This window comes from Streptomyces sclerotialus, from assembly GCF_040907265.1.
GTDB classification, from domain to species: Bacteria; Actinomycetota; Actinomycetes; order Streptomycetales; family Streptomycetaceae; genus Streptomyces; species Streptomyces sclerotialus.
In genome coordinates, this window is the sequence record NZ_JBFOHP010000002.1 from 4,936,866 (window position 1) to 4,953,450 (window position 16,585).

A 16,585-nucleotide genomic window follows, 5' to 3' on the forward strand; every position below is an offset into this window, starting at 1 on the left:
CGGGAGGTCAGAGGCGCGAGAGCGATGCCGTGGCGAAGAGGACGTCCCGGATGGCGTCCCGCTCGCCGTGCTGGCCCGCCGCCGCGTCCTCGGGGGACACGTGCCCCGCCGCCAGCTGGCAGAACTCCACGCTGTCCAGCGCGATGTGCGCGACGGTGTGGTCCGGGGTGCCGAGCGCGCCCGGTGAGTCCAGCGCGATGTACCAATGGCCGCCGCCGTTGCCCTCCACCTCCAGGTGCAGCGTGCGTCCCGGTGTGCCCGCCTCGACCAGCCGCCTCGGCGGCGTGGCCAGCCCCGCCCGGCGCCGTACGGCCAGCGCCGACGGCAGCAGCCGGGCGGCGAGGTCGACCATGCCGTGCATGTGGTGCGCGGCCGGGGCCTCGTACGGATAGTCCACGGCGTCGGCGATGTCACCGGCGTGCACCCAGCATTCGAAGGCGCGCTCCAGCAGGGAGTCGCGCAGCGGCAGCCGGAAGTCGCCGTACGGCACGGCCAGTTCGGCGGCTCCGCGGCCTGCGAAGGCCACGGTCCGTATGAGGGCGTGGGTCTGCTCGCGCCAGGGTTCGCGGGTGGCGAGCGGGGAATCCTCGTGCACCGCCGTACGCCAGTACGCGAGCGTGCGCTCCGTCGGGTCGGTGGGGGAGTCCGCCGGGATCTCGGCGCCCAGCGGGTCGGTGAGCCCGAGGGCCGTCGCGACCAGGCCGTCCACGGACATCAGATGGCCGATGACGCCCGCGACGGTCGTCGTCCGCCCGGCCTCGCGGTCGTTCTCGAACCACCGCAGCCGAACCGGGGCCCGCCACTCCGACTCGCCCATGTCCCGCAGCAGCGCGTCCAGCTTGGCGGTCTCCGCGTCGTACGGACCGGCCCACTCGGGCACCGGTATACGGGCCGGCCGGCGGCCCAGGCAGCCCTCCAGCACCCGGCTGCGCAGCAGCGGGTCCAGGTCCAGGCTGTCGGCGGGGTGCAGCAGGCCGACCGCGTCCCGCAGCCGCAGCGCCTCGTCGGCGCAGGCGGCGCAGTCCGTGAGGTGCGCCTCGACGGCGGCGGTCTCCTCGGCCGAACAGGCGGCCAGCGCCCAGGCACCCAGCAGCGACTTGAGCACCGCGTGCGGCGGCTCGGGCCGGTCCTCGCCGGCCGGGTCCTGATCCGTGGTTCCGTCCTTCTCCGTGGCGGTGTCCTGCGCGTCCCTCGCGTCCTTCGCGTCCCTCGCGCTCCCCGTGTCGACGCCCTCGGAAGGGTCCTCGGGCGCGTTCTTGAGGGCGTCCCGCTCCGGACGCGGGCCCGCGCCGGGTGCGGGCGGGCGGACGTCGGGCAGCGGCCCCTGGTCCTCGGCGGCGCGGCGGGGGGGCCGGTATGCGCGGGCGCTCGCCATGGCCGGGGCAGGGGCGCCCCGGTTCCTCGGGGCCCTGCGGGCCGTAACGGTCCCAGTCCTCCGGGCCGTTCACAGCGCCCGCCCGTATCCGGAGCCGGGTGCCGGTGGGCTGCCCGGGCGGCCCGGTGCGGGCGGTCCCGCCAGGTGGTTGTGGGCGGTCGCGAGGAGCTGCAGGCCGAGCCGGAGCCTGCGGCGCGCCTCGTCCTCGGTGACGCCGAGGTCGGCGGCGGTCTGGCGGTAGTCGCGCCGCTGGAAGTAGGCCAGTTCCAGTGCGGCGCGCAGCGGTGCGGGCATGGAGGTGACGATGTAGTCGGCGCGGGCCGCGGTGGAGGCGGCGTTGATCTTCTGCTCGATCTCGGCCGGTTCCGGTGCGTCGGCGCCGCAGTCCTGTGCGGAGGCGGCCTCGACCTGGCGCAGCCGGTGCACGGCTTGGCGGTGGGTGAGGGTGGCGACCCAGGAGCGCAGCGAACCCTGCTTGGGGTCGTACGCGTCGGGGTTCTCCCATATGTAGCCGAAGACCTCGCGGGTGATCCGGTCGGCGGCCGACTCGTCCTCCAGGACGCGATGCGCGAGGCTGTGCACCAGCGAAGCGAAACGGTCGTACAGCTCGCCCAGTGCGGCCGCTTCGCCGCGGGCGAGCCGTTGCTGCATCCGCCTGTCCCAGCGCGGTGGCGCTTCGTTCACCATCCACGGCCCCCTTCCCCGTCGCCGCTGTGCCCACCGTCACAGAAGTTCATCGTCACAGAGTCCGTCGTGTGTGCGCGTGCATCGAATGTAGTGCTCCGGTCCGTCGGCGCACCTTCCTTTGCGGCAAAACGAGCCGGGCGGCGACTGCGGATGGTATAGGTCCCGTCACTTTGTGATTGTGACGCCTGGTAGAAGTCGACCGATACAGATCGTTCATGCCCATTTTTGCCCGCGCGTTATTCGTGTGTGACCGGATGCGGAGAGAAAAGCCGGTGATCCAGGGCATAGCCTGGGTTGTGGCGGCCTGTTGCGCGAGGAATCCCGAGGAGTTTCAGGGGAGCAGGGTCGGGCAGCCGATGCGGGGAAGGGTGCGTTCCGGATGGCTCCGGAGGCGTCCGGTCCGAGAGCGAGCGAAAGGCTTCGAGCGCGTGACGTTGAAGGTGGCAGAGGACGAGCAGGGCCGCTGGGCAGTGCTGCGGGTGTCCGGTGAGATGGATCTGGTCACGTCCCCCTCGGTGCGCCAGCATGTCCACGACGCGGTCGCGGAGGGGCGCCGCAGCGTCGTCCTCGACCTGTCCGGAGTGCAGTTCTGCGACTCCAGCGGCGTCGGCGTACTGATCGCCGCACGCCGGCTGATGCGCTCCTGCCAGGGCCGGCTGCGGCTGATCCTGCCCGCCCAGGGCGCGGTCGACGGCTCGCACGTGAACCGTGTGCTCGCGGCGCTCGGCGTGCGCCGGCTCTTCGAGGTCTACCCGGACGTGACCACCGCCGTCGACGAAACGGCAGCCCCGCTCTCCGCCTGACCCCGGCCCCGTCTGCCACGGCCCCGTCTGCCACGGCCCCGACCTCCACGGCCCCGACCTCCACGGCCTGGCCCCGGCCCCGTTCGCCGTACCGTTTCTCCGGATGTGCCCCAAGAGTGCACCCCAGACGTACCGTTTCCCTCGATTTCTCCCCCATGGGGGGAGTGCGAGGTCCCCTTCTCAACACAGTAGTGGGCGGGTCTGACAACGCTCCGTGAACGCCCAGCCCCCGCGTTCACGCCCGGCCCCCCCCGCGTTCACGCGCCCAGCCCCCCCCGGCGCCCACGCCCAGCCCGCGCTCACGTCGTCCAGTCCCCGCGTTCACGCGCCGCCCCTAAGGCCGCGCCCCCACGCCCCGCCCCCTCACGCCGCCCGGTGCGGGAATTCCGCCCGTACGACGAAGCCGCCGTCCTGGGTGGGGCGGGCCTCCAGCGTGCCGCCCAGGCTCTGGGCCCGTTCCCGCAGGCCGACCAGGCCGTGCCCGCCGCCGGGGAGCTGCGGCGCGTCCGCCTCCGCGTCCGGTGGGCCGTTGCGTACCTCCACCAGCAGCCCGGCCTCCGCCGTACGCGGCTGCGCGACGCGTACGCGTACCCGTGCCCCCGGCGCGTGCTTGCGGACGTTCGTCAGCGCCTCCTGGACCGTACGGAACGCCGCCCGTTCCACGGTCCGGTCCGTCGGCGTTTCCTCGTCCACGCCGTTCTCGTAGGTCACGTCCAGCGCGGACATCTCGATCAGCCGGGGCAGTTCGGTCAGGTCCGGCTGGGGCGCGAGTTCCTGCTGCGCGGCGCCGTCCGGCTCCTCGCGCGGGCCGCCGCCCGCGGCGCGCAAAATGCCGACCATGTGCCGGAGTTCCTCCAGCGTCCGTACCGACAGCTGCCGGATGGTCCGGGCCCCGTCCCGCGCCGCGGAGTCCTCCGAGGCCACTTGCAGTGCCCCGGCCTGGAGGCTGATCAGGCTGACCTGGTGGGCCACCACGTCGTGCATCTCGCGTGCCAGCCGGGCCCGTTCCGTGGCCAGTACCCGGTCCGCGATCAGCCGGTCCTCGCGTTCCAGGCTGCGGGTGAGGTCGGCGACCCGGGCGGCCAGTTCGCGCCGGGTGCGGACCAGCAGGCCGAGTGCGATCGGTCCGGCGGAGGTCACCGAGGCGTCGATGAGGACGAGGGTGTTCTCCCGGTACGCGGTCGGCTCCCAGTCGGCGATCGGGTACGGGAAGAAGTGCGCGGCGATCAGCAGGAACGCGCAGCAGCCGAGGCGGGCGCGGCCCGGCCGCAGCGCGGCGACCGTGTAGAGGGCGATCATGGGCGCGAACCAGATGTAGCCGATGTAGAGGCCGGGCATGGTCGCCAGGAAGACCGTGAGGGGGAAGCGGCGCCGCAGCAGCAGGGCGAGTGCGGCGAAGAGCGAGACGCCCAGTTCCAGGGGCTGGTCGAGGTCGTTGACGAGGAAGGAGTCGGCGATGCCGAGCAGGGTGGGGACGACGAGGACGGCGTGCTGCCGCAGCCGGCCCGCGCGGGTGCCGTTCCGCCCGGCCGCCGGTACGTCCTCCGCGTCCGCCGGCGGGGCCGGCTCCGTCGTCGTGCCTGCCGGGGTCATCTGGGACCTCCCGTGACCAGGCCCGCGCGGTCCGCGACGATCGCCGCCTGTACGCGGTTGATGCCGCCCAGCTTGCCGAGCAGGGCGCTCACATGGTCCTTGACCGTGCTGGGCGCGAGGCCCATCCGGCCGGCTATCTGCGCGTTCCCCAGACCCTCGCCGAGCAGCGCCAGTACCTCCGACTCGCGCGGGGTGAGAGCGCGTACGGCCTCGGCGGCCGCCGCCTGGGTCTCGGCGGTGAGGTAACCGCCGATGACGGCGCGGGTGACGCCCGGGTCCAGCACGCTGCCGCCCGCCGCGAGGGTGCGCACCGCGCGGATCAGCTGCTCGGGATCGGAGTCCTTCAGCAGGAAGCCGGACGCGCCTTCACGCAGCGCCGCGGTCAGGTACTCCTGTGCGTCGAAGGTGGTGAGCATGGCGATGGCGGGGGGCTCGGGCGCGGCGCGCAGGCCACGGAGTACCGTCAGACCGTCGACGTCCGGCATCCGGATGTCGAGCAGCACGACCTCGGCCCCGCTGCGCTGTACCGTCTCGACGGCCGTGGCGCCGCCGCAGTCCGCGACCATCTCCACGTCCGGCGCCGTTCCCAGGATCATCCGCAGCCCGGACCGGACCAGCCGCTCGTCGTCCACCACAGCGACACGGATCACCGGTCGCCCCTTCCTGTCGTGCCGTACCAACCCCGCGGGACCCGGCGTGACCCCCGCCGTTGGGCGGGGGTGCGCACGCGACCTGCGGAGGATGCCGCGGGACGGCACCCGCGGGCAGAGTGCTCTTCATGCTGCACCACTGAGGAGGCCACAAGCCGGACACGCGGTGCAGCTCACACCGGCGGCCGCCGCGACCCCCACACGCGACGGCCGCCTTCGGTGCGTTCGGTATCGGAGATACCGGAGATACCGGAGGTGCCGGACGTCCCCTTCGGGAGCGTGTGCTCACTCCGGCCGGGTCCGTGCCCAGGAGTGCGTGGTGCCGTGGCACGGGCCGGCCGTCCGGCCCGTGGTGAGTACCAGTACCGAGGTCATCGCGGCCAGTAAGTATGCGGTGGTGGCGAGGTCCAGCGTTCCTTCGACCGTGCGCGTCCCGGCGCTGAAGGCGCCGGTGACCGTGTAACCGACCACCGTCCGTATGACGAGGTAGAGCTGTACGGCGGCGAAGACCAGCAGCGCGCCCCGCACGTCCCGCCGCCCGCTCAGCGCGAGCCGGCCGATCACCAGCCAGCCGACGAGCGCGGCGACGGCGGCGAAGGCCGCCCCGGCGAGCGGTGCGTCCGGGGACGGGCTGACGGCCGCGTCGACGGCGCTCGCCAGGTAGGAGACCGTTCCCGTCGTGCCGTCGGTGAGCTGATGCACCAGCCAGGCCGCCTCGAACAGCCCGCTCAGCAGGAACAGCACCCCGCAGATCCGCGAGAGCCGCCCGCGCCCCCAGGAGGAGCCGCCCGGGCCCGGTTCGGCGCGGGCCGGCAGCAGGACGCTCAGCACGACGGCTCCGGCGAGCAGGCCCAGTACGTGGGTGGCGAGGGTCCAGCCGCCCATGGGTTCGAAGCTGTACGTGGAGCGGTAGCCGGGGTGGAGCAGGCCGATGCCCTCACGCAGGGAGCGGGCCAGTATCAGGCAGGCCAGCAGCAGGGCGGCCGGGCGGGCGAGGGTGCGCTGCGCCAGCGCGGCCCCGGCCACCGCGGCCGATGCCGCAGCGAGCGCCCATTCCTGCGGTCCCAGTGTGCCCACGGGACCCGTCAGCGGGTTGAAGAGTCCTTCGGCGAAGTCGACGGGACCCACCCGGGCGTCGAGCGCGCCGGTCACGACCCAGGCGATGAGTGCGCCGGCGTACAGGCCGAGGGCCAGTCCGGCGGTGAGGTAGGCGCCGCTGTGTTCGGGCGCGGCCCGGCCGGGGTCGGCACCCGGCCGTACGTCGAGCAGCCCGCCGTCGTGCGTCACCATGACCGACCCCCGATCCGCCGCGTGCCGCCACGCCGTACGCCGCGCTGTCGCAGTGCGGGTGACCGCCGCGCGGTGCGCCCGCCGTCCACTGTCACTGTTCAAGGACGGCGCAGGTGCGCACGGAGGTTCCACTCGTGTGTGCCGGGTGTCCCCGGTGCCGCCCGGCGGCTCCGGTGTCCCGTTCAGCGCACCCGGCGCGCGACCGTGGTGACGAAGTCGCGGATCTCCTGCCGGGTGCGGGACCGCAGTGTGGTGAGTGCGTTCCGGTCCGGGACCGAGTGCAGTTCCGTCACCCCTGCCATCAGCTGCTCGGTCAGTTCGACGACGGCGGTGTCGTCGCTGACCAGTTGTGCCCGGAACATCGCTTCCTGGGCGGTGCGCCGTGCCTTGTACTGTTCCTCGCGCAGTTCGGGGGTGTCCTCGCCGCACAGCTCGTCCCCGTCGTGCAGGACGAACCAGCGGTGGACCAGCACCCTTCGGTACTCCAGCAGTGCGCCCGCGTAGGCGCAGTAGGCGTCGATGCGTTCCTGCCGCAATTTCTCCTCGCGTGCGAGGGCGTGGCTGCGTTCGGTCTCGCGGCGCTGGAAGAGATGGGTGGTGCCGGCGCCGAGCAGCGTGCCGACCACCGCCACCACGCTCGTGACTACTGCCTCCATGCGGACAGTTGATCACCTCGGGGCCGCTCGGCGACAGGGTGCGGAGAGCCCGGTGCCTTCTTCCGCTTCGCGAACGGTGGGGCAAGATGGGCTTCATGGGGAGCTTCGGGGGACACGGCCGCCTGATCGCCGGCCGGTACCGGCTGGAGGGCCGGCTCGGCCGTGGCGGGATGGGCACGGTCTGGCGGGCCACCGACGAACTGCTGGGCCGGCAGGTCGCGGTCAAGGAGCTGAACCTCGACGACGAACCCGGCACCCTCGGCGGCGGGCCGGGCCGGACCCGCGGTGCCGATGACATGGCCGTGCTGCGCGAGCGGATGCTGCGCGAGGCCCGTACGGTCGCCGGGATCAAGCACCCCAACGTCATCGTCGTGCACGACGTGGTGACGCAGGACGACCGCCCGTGGATCGTGATGGAGCTGGTGGACGGCGGTTCGCTGGCCGACCGGCTGGCGAGCGGCGGTCCATTGGCCCCGCGGGAGGCGGCCCGGATCGGCGTCGCGCTGCTCGGTGCGCTGCGCGTGGCGCACGCCCGCGGCGTGCTGCACCGGGACATCAAGCCGGCGAACGTCCTGCTGGAGGCGGGCACCGGCCGGGTGGTCCTCACCGACTTCGGTATCGCGCAGGTGCCGGGCGGTGCGACGCTGACCGAGAGCGGGACGTTCGTCGGTTCGCCCGAGTACACCGCGCCCGAGCGGATGGCGGGCCGCGGCACCGGGCCCGAGGGCGACCTGTGGTCGCTGGGTGTGCTGCTGTGCACGGTGCTCAGCGGCGGCCGGACGCCCTTCCACCGGGACTCCATCGGCGGGGTGCTGCACGCCGTGCTGTCCGACGAGATACGCATTCCCGAGGCGGCGCGGCCGCTCCACACGGTCGTCCACGGGCTGCTGGAGCGGGACCCGGAGCGCCGGCTGACCGTCGCGGCCACCGAGCGGCTGCTGCGCGGTTACCTCCAGACGGGCCGGATGCCGGAGCCGGGCGCGGCCGTCACGCCCGAGGAGCGGCCGCCCTCCCTTCCCGCGACCGCGCGGGGCCCGTCCGCGCCGCTCCGGGACGCGCTCGACGGCCGGGCGCTGGGCGCCGCGGCCCGGCCGCACACCGGCCGGACCCGTACCGTGCTGCTCGCCGTGACGGCCGCCCTGGTGCTGGCCGGTGCGGGTGCCGGGATCGCGGTGCTGGTGCTGGACGGGGCGGGCGGCGACGGGGGACCGGTGAAGCCCCCGGCCCAGACGGCGGCGCCGACGGCGACCGGGGACCCGGGGCCGGGGGAGACCGCGCCCAGCGGGTACGACCTCGTCCGCGATCCGGAGGGCTTCGCGCTCGCCGTGCCGGACGGCTTCACGCGCTCCTTCGAGAAGCCGCGGGTGTACTACTACTCGGCCGGCAAGCGGTTCCGGCTGGGTATCCACGTGCAGCCGCCGCAGCAGGGCGGGCCGCTGGGCACGATGCGGGAGGCGCACGCCGAAGGGCCGCGGAACTACCGCGGTTACCGTGACGGCCGGGTCACCGCCACCACCCACCGCGGGTACCGGGCCGCGCTGTGGGAGTTCACCTGGGACGGGGCTCCCGAGGACGGCGGGCCGCGCCGTACGTACGACCTCAGCTGGACCGAGGGCGGCCGGATGTACGACGTGTGGATCTCGGCGCCGCTCGGCGACCGGGCCGAGGCGAAACGACACTTCGATACCGCGCTGGCCACGTTCCACGTGCTCCGGGCCCCGGCCACCGGATGACAGCGCGCCGCTCGCGGAGATACGAATCCCCTGGACAGAGGCGTTCCGGCCAGCGAACGCTGGCACAATTGTGGGCGCCCGGTGAAAACTCATTACCGGCGGGTACACAAAGTGTGCCCGGAGGCATACGCTCGGCGCCATGACGGACTCGCTGGACACCGCACAGACCGCTGACGTCACCGCAGCCCCGGCCGACGGCAACCCGGTGGCCTCCGCCGCCGCGGGCACCCGCACCGCCGCCGACGTGGTCACCAAGGACCTGGTCGCCCGCCTGACCCGCGGCGTCGTCGGCAGCGGCCGGACGGCGAACCACACGCCGTTCACCGGCGAGGTCCTCGCCGAGCTGCCCGAGTCCACCCCCGAGGACGTCGCGGACGCCTTCGAGCGGGCCCGCGTGGCCCAGCGCCAGTGGGCGGCCACCCCGGTGCGCAAGCGCGCCGCGGTCCTGCTCCGCTTCCACGACCTGGTACTCCAGCGCCAGGCCGAGGTGCTGGACCTCATCCAGCTGGAGACCGGCAAGGCCCGGCTGCACGCTCACGAAGAGGTCCAGGCGGTCGCCGTCGCCGCCCGCCACTACGGCCGCAAGGCCCCGGCGTACCTGAAGCCCAAGGGCCACACCGGCGTCGTGCCGACCCTCACCAAGGTCACCGAACTCCGCAAGCCCAAGGGCGTCGTGGGCCAGATCGCGCCCTGGAACTACCCCTTCGAGCTGTCCGTCGGCGACGCGCTCCCCGCCTTCGCCGCGGGCAACGCCGTCGTGATGAAGCCCGACACCGAGACCGCGCTGACCGCCCTGTGGGCGCGCGAGCAGCTGATCGAGGCGGGCCTGCCGCCGGAGGTCTGGCAGGTCGTACTCGGCGACGGACCGGTCGTCGGCCCCGAGGTCGTCAAGCACGCCGACTACGTCTCCTTCACCGGCTCCACCCGCACGGGACGCGAGGTCGCCCAGGGCGCGGCGGCCCGCCTCGTCGGCTGCTCCCTCGAACTGGGCGGCAAGAACGCCATGCTGGTGCTGCACGACGCCGACGTCGACAAGGCCGCCGCCGGCGCCGTACGCGGCTGCTTCTCCTCCGCCGGCCAGCTGTGCATATCCATCGAGCGGCTGTACGTCCACGAGTCGATAGCCGACGAGTTCGCCGAGCGCTTCGTGGCCCGCGTGAAGGCCATGCGGCTGGGCAATGCCCTCGCGTACGGCGCCGACATGGGTTCGCTCGTCGGCGAGCGCCAGCTGGAGACCGTCACCCGGCACGTCGAGGAGGCCGTCGCCAAGGGCGCCAAGCTGCTCACGGGCGGCCGGCCGCGCCCCGACATCGGCCCGCTCTTCTACGAGCCCACCGTCCTCGACGGCGTCCAGGCCCCGATGGCCGTCTGCCACGAGGAGACCTTCGGCCCGGTCGTCTCCCTCTACCGCTTCCGCGACGAGGACGAGGCGATCACCCTCGCCAACGCCACCCCGTACGGCCTGAACTCCAGCGTCTGGACCAAGGACGGCCGCCGCGGCCGCAAGGTCGCAGCGCAGCTGAACACCGGCACCGTTAACGTCAACGAGTCCTACGCCGCGGGCTACGGCAGCGTCCAGTCCCCGATGGGCGGCATGGGCGACTCCGGCCTCGGCCGCCGCCACGGCTCCGAGGGCATCCTCAAGTACACCGAGGCACAGACCGTCGCCCACCAGCGCGTCATGCCGCTGGCCCCGTCGTTCGGCATGGACGACGAGAAGTACGCGGCGTTCATGACCCGCAGTCTCAAGGCGATGAAGGCCTTCCGGCTGCGCTGACCGTCCCCCAGCCCCGACCCGCACACTTCAAGGAGCGCCGATGCCAGGGGAGAACTCTGCCCGAAACCAGGAGCAGCCGGCCTACGACTACGACGTCCTCGTCGTCGGCTCCGGCTTCGGCGGCTCCGTATCCGCCCTCCGCCTCACCGAGAAGGGTTACCGCGTCGGCGTACTGGAAGCCGGCCGCCGCTTCACCCGCGAGACGCTGCCCAAGAACTCCTGGGACCTGCGCAACTACCTCTGGGCCCCGGCCCTCGGCTGCTACGGCATCCAGCGCGTCCACCTGCTCGGAAACGTCATGGTCCTGGCAGGTGCCGGAGTGGGCGGCGGCTCCCTCAACTACGCCAACACCCTCTACGTCCCGCCGAAGCAGTTCTTCGACGACCAGCAGTGGGGCCACATCACCGACTGGCAGGACGAGCTCAAGCCGTACTACGACCAGGCCCAGCGCATGCTCGGCGTACGGCTGAACCCGACCGTGACCCCCTCCGACGTCCACCTCAAGGCCGCCGCCGAGAAGATGGGCGTCGGCGACACCTTCCACCTCGCCCCCGTCGGCGTCTTCTTCGGCGACGGCAAGGACGCCGACGGCACGTCGAGGTCGGCACCCGGCGGCGAGGTGTCCGACCCCTACTTCGGCGGCGCGGGCCCGGCCCGCAGGGCCTGCTCCGAGTGCGGCGAGTGCATGACCGGCTGCCGGCACGGCGCGAAGAACACCCTCACCGAGAACTACCTGTACCTGGCGGAGCGGGCGGGCGCGGTCATCCACCCGATGACCTCGGTCGTCGCCGTCACCGAGGACTCCCGCGGCGGCTTCGCGGTCCGGACCCTGCCCACCGACGACAAGCGCAAGGGCAAGGGCCGCACGTTCACAGCCCGCCGCGTCGTGCTCGCCGCCGGCACCTACGGCACCCAGACCCTGCTGCACCGGATGAAGGACACCGGCCTGCTGCCGCACCTCTCGCCCAAGCTGGGCGAGCTGACCCGCACCAACTCCGAGGCCCTGGTGGGCGCGCTGACCGACAACCGCCGCTACCGGAAGAAGACCGGCGAGAAGAAGGTCGACTTCACCCGCGGGGTCGCGATCACGTCCTCCATCCACCCGGACGCCCACACCCACATCGAACCGGTCCGTTACGGCAAGGGCTCCAACGCGATGGGCGGCCTGTCCGTCCTCCAGGTGCCGGTACGGGACGGCGCCGCGGCCCGCGTCCTCGGCTGGCTCGGCAGAACCGTCCGCCACCCCGTGCTGCTGGCCCGCTCCCTCTCCAACCGCCGCTGGTCCGAGCGGACCATCATCGGCCTGGTCATGCAGTCCCTGGACAACTCCCTGACCACGTACCGGAAGCCGCGCGGCATCGGCAAGGGCCTGCTGACCGCGCGCCAGGGACACGGCGCGCCCAACCCGGCGCAGATCCCGGCCGCCGCCGAGGCCGCCACCCTGATCGCCGAGGACATCAACGGCTTCGCCGGCAGCAACGTCGGCGAGCTGATGGGCACCCCGCTGACCGCCCACTTCCTCGGCGGCTGCCCGATCGGCGAGGACCCGGACCACGGCGTCATCGACCCGTACCACCGGCTCTTCGGCCACCCGGGCATCTCCGTCGTCGACGGCTCGGCGGTCTCCGCCAACCTCGGCGTCAACCCGTCCCTCACCATCACCGCGCAGGCCGAACGCGCGATGTCCCTCTGGCCGAACAAGGGCGAGCCCGACCCCCGCCCGGCCGCCGGCCGCCCGTACGCGCGCGTGTCCCCGGTGGAACCGCACCACCCGGCGGTACCGGAGAAGGCGTTCGCGGCGCTGAAGCTTCCGTTCGTGCCGGTACCGGCGGTGCCGCCGAAGAAGCCCTGACCGCTCGCACACGAGGGGCCGCACCCGGCGGACCAGGGTGCGGCCCCTCACAGCTGGCCGGTGTTACGCGGCAGCACCATCCGTCTTGCGGCGGCGCACGACGAAGATCGCCCCGGCGCCCACGGCCATCGTGACCCCGGCCACCGCCGCGATCATCGGCAGCGCCGAGGAGGAACCGGTCTCGGCGAGCTTGCCGGAGACCGGCAGCTCCTTCATGCCGCCCTGCGGGGCGGGCTTGTTCGGCTTCTTGTCGCTCGGCTGCGGCTTGGCAGGCGGCACGGTGCCCGGCTTGCTGCCCGCGACCAGGACGTCGAACTCGTACTCAGAGCCCTCGGAGTAGCCGCAGACGTCGTCCTCGTCGTGGTACGCGCCGACCGCGAAGGCGAAGCCGTAGCTGCCCGGCGTCTTGGCGTCGACCTTCAGGCGCAGCTTGGCGTCGGCGTACTCACCGGGCGCCAGCTCGGCGAGGGAGGCGAAGTAGCCGTACTCGTCGACGTTCTCCCAGACACCGGCGCCCTCGTCGTACCACTGCACGGTCAGCAGGTGCGAGACGTCGTCGAAGTCACCGTTGTCGATGGCCGACAGCATCACGTACGCGTCGACCGACTTCATCGCCTTGTCGGAGACGTTCGTGGCGCGGAACGTGAAGCCGTGCCAGCCGGAGCCGGCCACGACCTTGCTGGGCAGGCCGCGCAGGGTGGTGGTGATCGCCGCCTCTTCGGACTCCTCCTCGCAGGCGGGGTCCTCGGTGGGCTCGTCGGAGGGGGTGGCCGACGGGGTGGTGGACGGCTCGTCGGTGGGGCCGTCGGTGGGGTCCTCCGTCGGGTCCTCGGTGGTGGGCGGCTCGGTGGGGTCACCGGAGGGCTCCTCCGACGGCGGGTCCGTCGGGTCGGCGGATCCCGAGGGCGCCGGGTCGGTCGGCTCCTCGGGCGTCGGGTCGGGCGAGGTGCCCCCGTCGCCCGGCTCCGTCGGTGCCTCGGCGGACGGGGTGGCGCTGGGCTCGTCCGTCGCCCATGCGGCCGGCGCCGCCATGAGCGCGGCGGGAGCGATGACGGCCGTCGCTGCGGCAGCCGTCAGTGCACGGCGAAGCTTCATCGTGTCTAGACCTCTTCGGGGGTCCGGAGTGCCGAGGGGGCGGCACGAAAGCGGTAGCGGGCCGTCGCGGTGGGGCGCGGTATGGCCGTGCGTTTACACGTACATGACCAGCCGAATACCGAAAAGGTTGTACGCAAGATCGCGCATATCTGCGAGGGGACGGGGCGGGCCGGGTGGCGGCAGAGCGAAGGGCCCCGTGGTGCCGTCCGCGAGGGGGTGCGGGCGACCGCGGGGCCCTTGCTGCTCGGCGCCGGCGTCAGGGCAGCGGCGGCGCCGAAGGAAGGCGCCGGGGGGCAGCGCCTAAGGCTCTTGGTCGTACTCGGGGTTTCCGGTACGGCCGGCGCGGGCCTGCAGGAACCATTCGTTCCATGGTGTAGACCAATGGCAGTACCAGAAGCCACCTCTGTGCGAGGTACTCGGCTCTTCCTGCATCGTGCTGGATACGCCTCACCCGGCGCAACCGTTTCGACCGGATGCGGTCGGCCCCAGGCGTCCCCGGGGCCGACCGCCCCATCGGATGTGGCCGGGCTGCTGTCCCCTGCCGACCGGCCACAGCACCGCAGCGAGGTCCCACGGCGCCGTCCGCTTCAGCGCGGCCGGCGTCTCATCGCTCCGGCGTTCCCGCCCACGGGCGGCGTCTACGCGTAGTTCTGCAGGCCGCGCCTGGCTGACGTGGCACCGGGAACAACGAAGCCCCGCGCCGCCCGGTCACGGTCCGTACGGGTGAGAGACCGCCCGAACTCAGATGCGCCCGCGGCACAGCTCCAGCAGCGTCATGGCGAGGGCGGTGCCGGGGCGGCCCAGCTGGTCCCTGAAGTGCGCCAGGACCTCCATCTCGCGGGCGAGGTTCACCCGGCGCCCGCCGGAGGCGATCCGCTCCTTCTGGATCACGGCCGACACGGCCATCCGTTCCTGTACGAGGCCGATGATCCGGCCGTCGAGATCGTCGATCCGGCGGCGCGCGTCGCCGATCACGGCGGCGGCCTCCTCGGTCCGCGCGCCGGTCTCCGGGCGGGGCTTGATCACCTTCGGCGCGGCGGCCGGTGCGCCTGCCGCGGATGCGCCCTCCGCCGGGCGTCCGGCAGCCGTTACATCGGTCACGGTCGTCGTGCGCGCGGCCGTCGTGCTCACTGCCGTCCGGGTGCTGCTGCTCATGTCCGTCTCCTGGGGGCTCTCGGTCGTGGAGGTCCCGGAACCGCGCCGCCCGGACGGAGAAACACCAGCGCCCCGGGCCTGCACGGCCCGGGGCGCCTGGGAAGTCGCTCGTCGCTGGTATCAGCGGTTCATGCAGCGCGACCATGGCAGCCGGACGGGCCGGTGCCATAGGTAAAGACGAAGGTGCGCTGCGTGAACATGGTGCTCAGTATGTGCCCGTTAGAATCGAAAGTCCAACCCCATCGCACCACCACCGCCGGAAGGCCGCCGAAGTGTCAGCAGCGCCCCCCGCCGCCGCCCCGGATGTCGTCCTCGTTGTCGACTTCGGCGCGCAGTACGCCCAGCTCATCGCCCGCCGTGTCCGTGAGGCGCGGATCTACAGCGAGATCGTGCCCTCGACCATGCCGGTCGAGGAGATGCTCGCGAAGAACCCCAAGGCCATCATCCTCTCCGGCGGCCCGTCGTCCGTCTACGAGGAGGGTGCCCCGAGCCTCGACCGTGCCCTGTTCGAGGCCGGTGTTCCCGTCTTCGGCATGTGCTACGGCTTCCAGCTGATGGCCGTGAAGCTCGGCGGCACGGTGGACAACACCGGCGCCCGTGAGTACGGCCGCACCCCGCTGGCCGTCTCCAAGCCCGGCTCCACCCTCTTCGAGGGCACCCCGGTCGAGCAGCAGGTGTGGATGTCGCACGGCGACGCCTGCTCCGCCGCTCCCGAGGGCTTCACGGTCTCGGCCTCCACGGACGTCGTCCCGGTCGCCGCGTTCGAGAACGACGAGAAGAAGCTGTACGGCGTGCAGTACCACCCCGAGGTGCTGCACACCACGCACGGCCAGCAGGTACTGGAGCACTTCCTCTACCGCGGCGCGGGCATCGAGCCCAACTGGACGATGGGCAACATCATCGAGGAGCAGGTCGCCGCGATCCGCGAGCAGGTCGGCTCCAAGCGTGCCATCTGCGGCCTGTCCGGCGGCGTGGACTCCGCGGTGGCCGCCGCGCTCGTCCAGAAGGCCATCGGTGACCAGCTGACCTGCGTGTACGTCGACCACGGTCTGATGCGCAAGGGCGAGACCGAGCAGGTCGAGAAGGACTTCGTCGCCGCCACCGGCGTGCAGCTCAAGGTCGTCGACGCCTCGGAGCGCTTCCTGAACGCGCTGTCCGGGGTCTCCGACCCCGAGGAGAAGCGGAAGATCATCGGGCGCGAGTTCATCCGCGTCTTCGAGCAGGCCCAGGCCGAGATCGTCGCCGAGGCGGACCCGGGCGAGCCGGTCGAGTTCCTGGTCCAGGGCACGCTCTACCCGGACATCGTCGAGTCCGGCGGCGGCACGGGCACGGCCAACATCAAGTCGCACCACAACGTGGGCGGCCTCCCCGAGGACCTGGAGTTCAAGCTCATCGAGCCGCTCCGCCAGCTGTTCAAGGACGAGGTCCGGATGGTCGGCTCCGAGCTGGGCCTGCCGGACGAGATCGTCCAGCGCCAGCCCTTCCCCGGCCCCGGCCTCGGCATCCGTATCGTCGGCGAGGTCACGCGCGAGCGCCTCGACCTCCTCCGCGAGGCCGACGCCATCGCCCGCGAGGAGCTGACCGCGGCCGGCCTGGACCGCGACATCTGGCAGTGCCCGGTGGTCCTGCTGGCCGACGTCCGCTCGGTCGGCGTCCAGGGCGACGGCCGCACCTACGGCCACCCCATCGTCCTCCGCCCGGTCTCCTCCGAGGACGCCATGACGGCGGACTGGACCCGCATGCCGTACGACGTGCTGGGCCGTATCTCCACCCGCATCACCAACGAGGTCAAGGACGTCAACCGCGTCGTCCTCGACGTCACCAGCAAGCCCCCGGGCACCATCGAGTGGGAGTGACCTGACAGGTCCCCCGTCGCTGCCGAGGCCGCCACTCACGCGCACGAGTGGCGGCCTCGCCGT

At 72.7% G+C, this 16,585-nt stretch carries 13 protein-coding genes; 5 read left to right on the top strand and 8 right to left on the bottom strand.

Features of this window, described 5'->3' with window-relative positions; translation table 11 throughout:
- Positions 1–7 precede the first annotated feature (7 nt).
- Complete coding sequence (locus AAC944_RS21985) at positions 8–1,375, bottom strand: zf-HC2 domain-containing protein (protein WP_368396398.1); 1,368 nt, start codon at positions 1,373–1,375, stop codon at positions 8–10.
- A gap of 69 nt (positions 1,376–1,444) precedes the next feature.
- The gene (locus AAC944_RS21990; RefSeq protein ID WP_030609876.1) at positions 1,445–2,062 is read right to left on the bottom strand and encodes a sigma-70 family RNA polymerase sigma factor; all 618 of its coding nucleotides are present in this window, start codon (positions 2,060–2,062) and stop codon (positions 1,445–1,447) included.
- A 428-nt stretch (positions 2,063–2,490) separates the two neighbouring features.
- Between AAC944_RS21990 and AAC944_RS21995 the strand changes: the two genes are divergently transcribed.
- The gene (locus tag AAC944_RS21995) at positions 2,491–2,865 is read left to right on the top strand and encodes an STAS domain-containing protein (RefSeq protein ID WP_030609872.1); all 375 of its coding nucleotides are present in this window, start codon (positions 2,491–2,493) and stop codon (positions 2,863–2,865) included.
- Positions 2,866–3,228: 363 nt separating this feature from the next.
- Here the strand turns inward: AAC944_RS21995 and AAC944_RS22000 are convergent, their stop codons facing one another.
- The 4 genes from AAC944_RS22000 to kilB all read right to left on the bottom strand — a co-directional run bounded on the left by AAC944_RS22000 (position 3,229) and on the right by kilB (position 7,054).
- A complete protein-coding gene (locus AAC944_RS22000; protein ID WP_030609870.1) occupies positions 3,229–4,458 on the bottom strand; it encodes a sensor histidine kinase in 1,230 nt (409 codons plus the stop codon).
- Complete coding sequence (locus tag AAC944_RS22005) at positions 4,455–5,108, bottom strand: response regulator (RefSeq protein WP_030609867.1); 654 nt, start codon at positions 5,106–5,108, stop codon at positions 4,455–4,457. The genes AAC944_RS22000 and AAC944_RS22005 overlap by 4 nt, the downstream gene beginning before the upstream one ends.
- Positions 5,109–5,393: 285 nt before the next feature.
- On the bottom strand, positions 5,394–6,398 hold the full coding sequence (locus tag AAC944_RS22010) for a hypothetical protein (protein WP_051871487.1): 1,005 nt from the start codon (positions 6,396–6,398) through the stop codon (positions 5,394–5,396).
- Positions 6,399–6,580: 182 nt separating this feature from the next.
- Positions 6,581–7,054 (bottom strand): plasmid transfer protein KilB, encoded by a 474-nt coding sequence (gene kilB / locus AAC944_RS22015; RefSeq protein WP_030609861.1) that lies wholly within the window; start codon positions 7,052–7,054, stop codon positions 6,581–6,583.
- Between the two features lie 95 nt (positions 7,055–7,149).
- Here kilB and AAC944_RS22020 point away from each other — a divergent pair, with 95 nt between their 5' ends.
- From AAC944_RS22020 to AAC944_RS22030, 3 genes are all read left to right on the top strand, one after another.
- Entirely contained in the window at positions 7,150–8,787 is a 1,638-nt protein-coding gene (locus tag AAC944_RS22020) for a serine/threonine-protein kinase (RefSeq protein WP_030609857.1), read from the top strand.
- A gap of 139 nt (positions 8,788–8,926) precedes the next feature.
- Positions 8,927–10,564, top strand: coding sequence for a succinic semialdehyde dehydrogenase (locus AAC944_RS22025; protein WP_030609854.1), 1,638 nt, complete (start codon positions 8,927–8,929; stop codon positions 10,562–10,564).
- A gap of 40 nt (positions 10,565–10,604) precedes the next feature.
- Positions 10,605–12,416, top strand: a complete 1,812-nt coding sequence (locus tag AAC944_RS22030; RefSeq protein WP_030609852.1) for a GMC oxidoreductase — start codon at positions 10,605–10,607, stop codon at positions 12,414–12,416.
- Positions 12,417–12,479: 63 nt separating this feature from the next.
- On the opposite strand, the gene AAC944_RS22035 is transcribed toward AAC944_RS22030, so the two are convergent.
- Positions 12,480–13,511 carry an LAETG motif-containing sortase-dependent surface protein gene (locus tag AAC944_RS22035; protein WP_030609849.1) on the bottom strand — a complete coding sequence of 344 codons (1,032 nt, stop codon included), beginning with the start codon at positions 13,509–13,511 and terminating at the stop codon, positions 12,480–12,482.
- Between the two features lie 741 nt (positions 13,512–14,252).
- On the bottom strand, positions 14,253–14,666 hold the full coding sequence (locus AAC944_RS22040; protein WP_196942837.1) for a chorismate mutase: 414 nt from the start codon (positions 14,664–14,666) through the stop codon (positions 14,253–14,255).
- A 272-nt stretch (positions 14,667–14,938) separates the two neighbouring features.
- On the opposite strand from AAC944_RS22040, the gene guaA reads away from it, so the two are divergent.
- A complete protein-coding gene (gene guaA / locus AAC944_RS22045) occupies positions 14,939–16,522 on the top strand; it encodes a glutamine-hydrolyzing GMP synthase (RefSeq protein ID WP_030609844.1) in 1,584 nt (527 codons plus the stop codon).
- Positions 16,523–16,585 lie beyond the last annotated feature (63 nt).

Coding starts and splice junctions, on each gene's coding strand:
- AAC944_RS22010 (WP_051871487.1), bottom strand. CDS start 6,398: ATGGTGACGCACGACGGCGGGCTGCTCGACGTACGGCCGGGTGCCGAC.
- AAC944_RS22030 (WP_030609852.1), top strand. CDS start 10,605: ATGCCAGGGGAGAACTCTGCCCGAAACCAGGAGCAGCCGGCCTACGAC.
- AAC944_RS21990 (WP_030609876.1), bottom strand. CDS start 2,062: ATGGTGAACGAAGCGCCACCGCGCTGGGACAGGCGGATGCAGCAACGG.
- AAC944_RS22020 (WP_030609857.1), top strand. CDS start 7,150: ATGGGGAGCTTCGGGGGACACGGCCGCCTGATCGCCGGCCGGTACCGG.
- AAC944_RS22000 (WP_030609870.1), bottom strand. CDS start 4,458: ATGACCCCGGCAGGCACGACGACGGAGCCGGCCCCGCCGGCGGACGCG.
- AAC944_RS22035 (WP_030609849.1), bottom strand. CDS start 13,511: ATGAAGCTTCGCCGTGCACTGACGGCTGCCGCAGCGACGGCCGTCATC.
- AAC944_RS21985 (WP_368396398.1), bottom strand. CDS start 1,375: ATGGCGAGCGCCCGCGCATACCGGCCCCCCCGCCGCGCCGCCGAGGAC.
- AAC944_RS22040 (WP_196942837.1), bottom strand. CDS start 14,666: ATGAGCAGCAGCACCCGGACGGCAGTGAGCACGACGGCCGCGCGCACG.
- kilB (WP_030609861.1), bottom strand. CDS start 7,054: ATGGAGGCAGTAGTCACGAGCGTGGTGGCGGTGGTCGGCACGCTGCTC.
- AAC944_RS22025 (WP_030609854.1), top strand. CDS start 8,927: ATGACGGACTCGCTGGACACCGCACAGACCGCTGACGTCACCGCAGCC.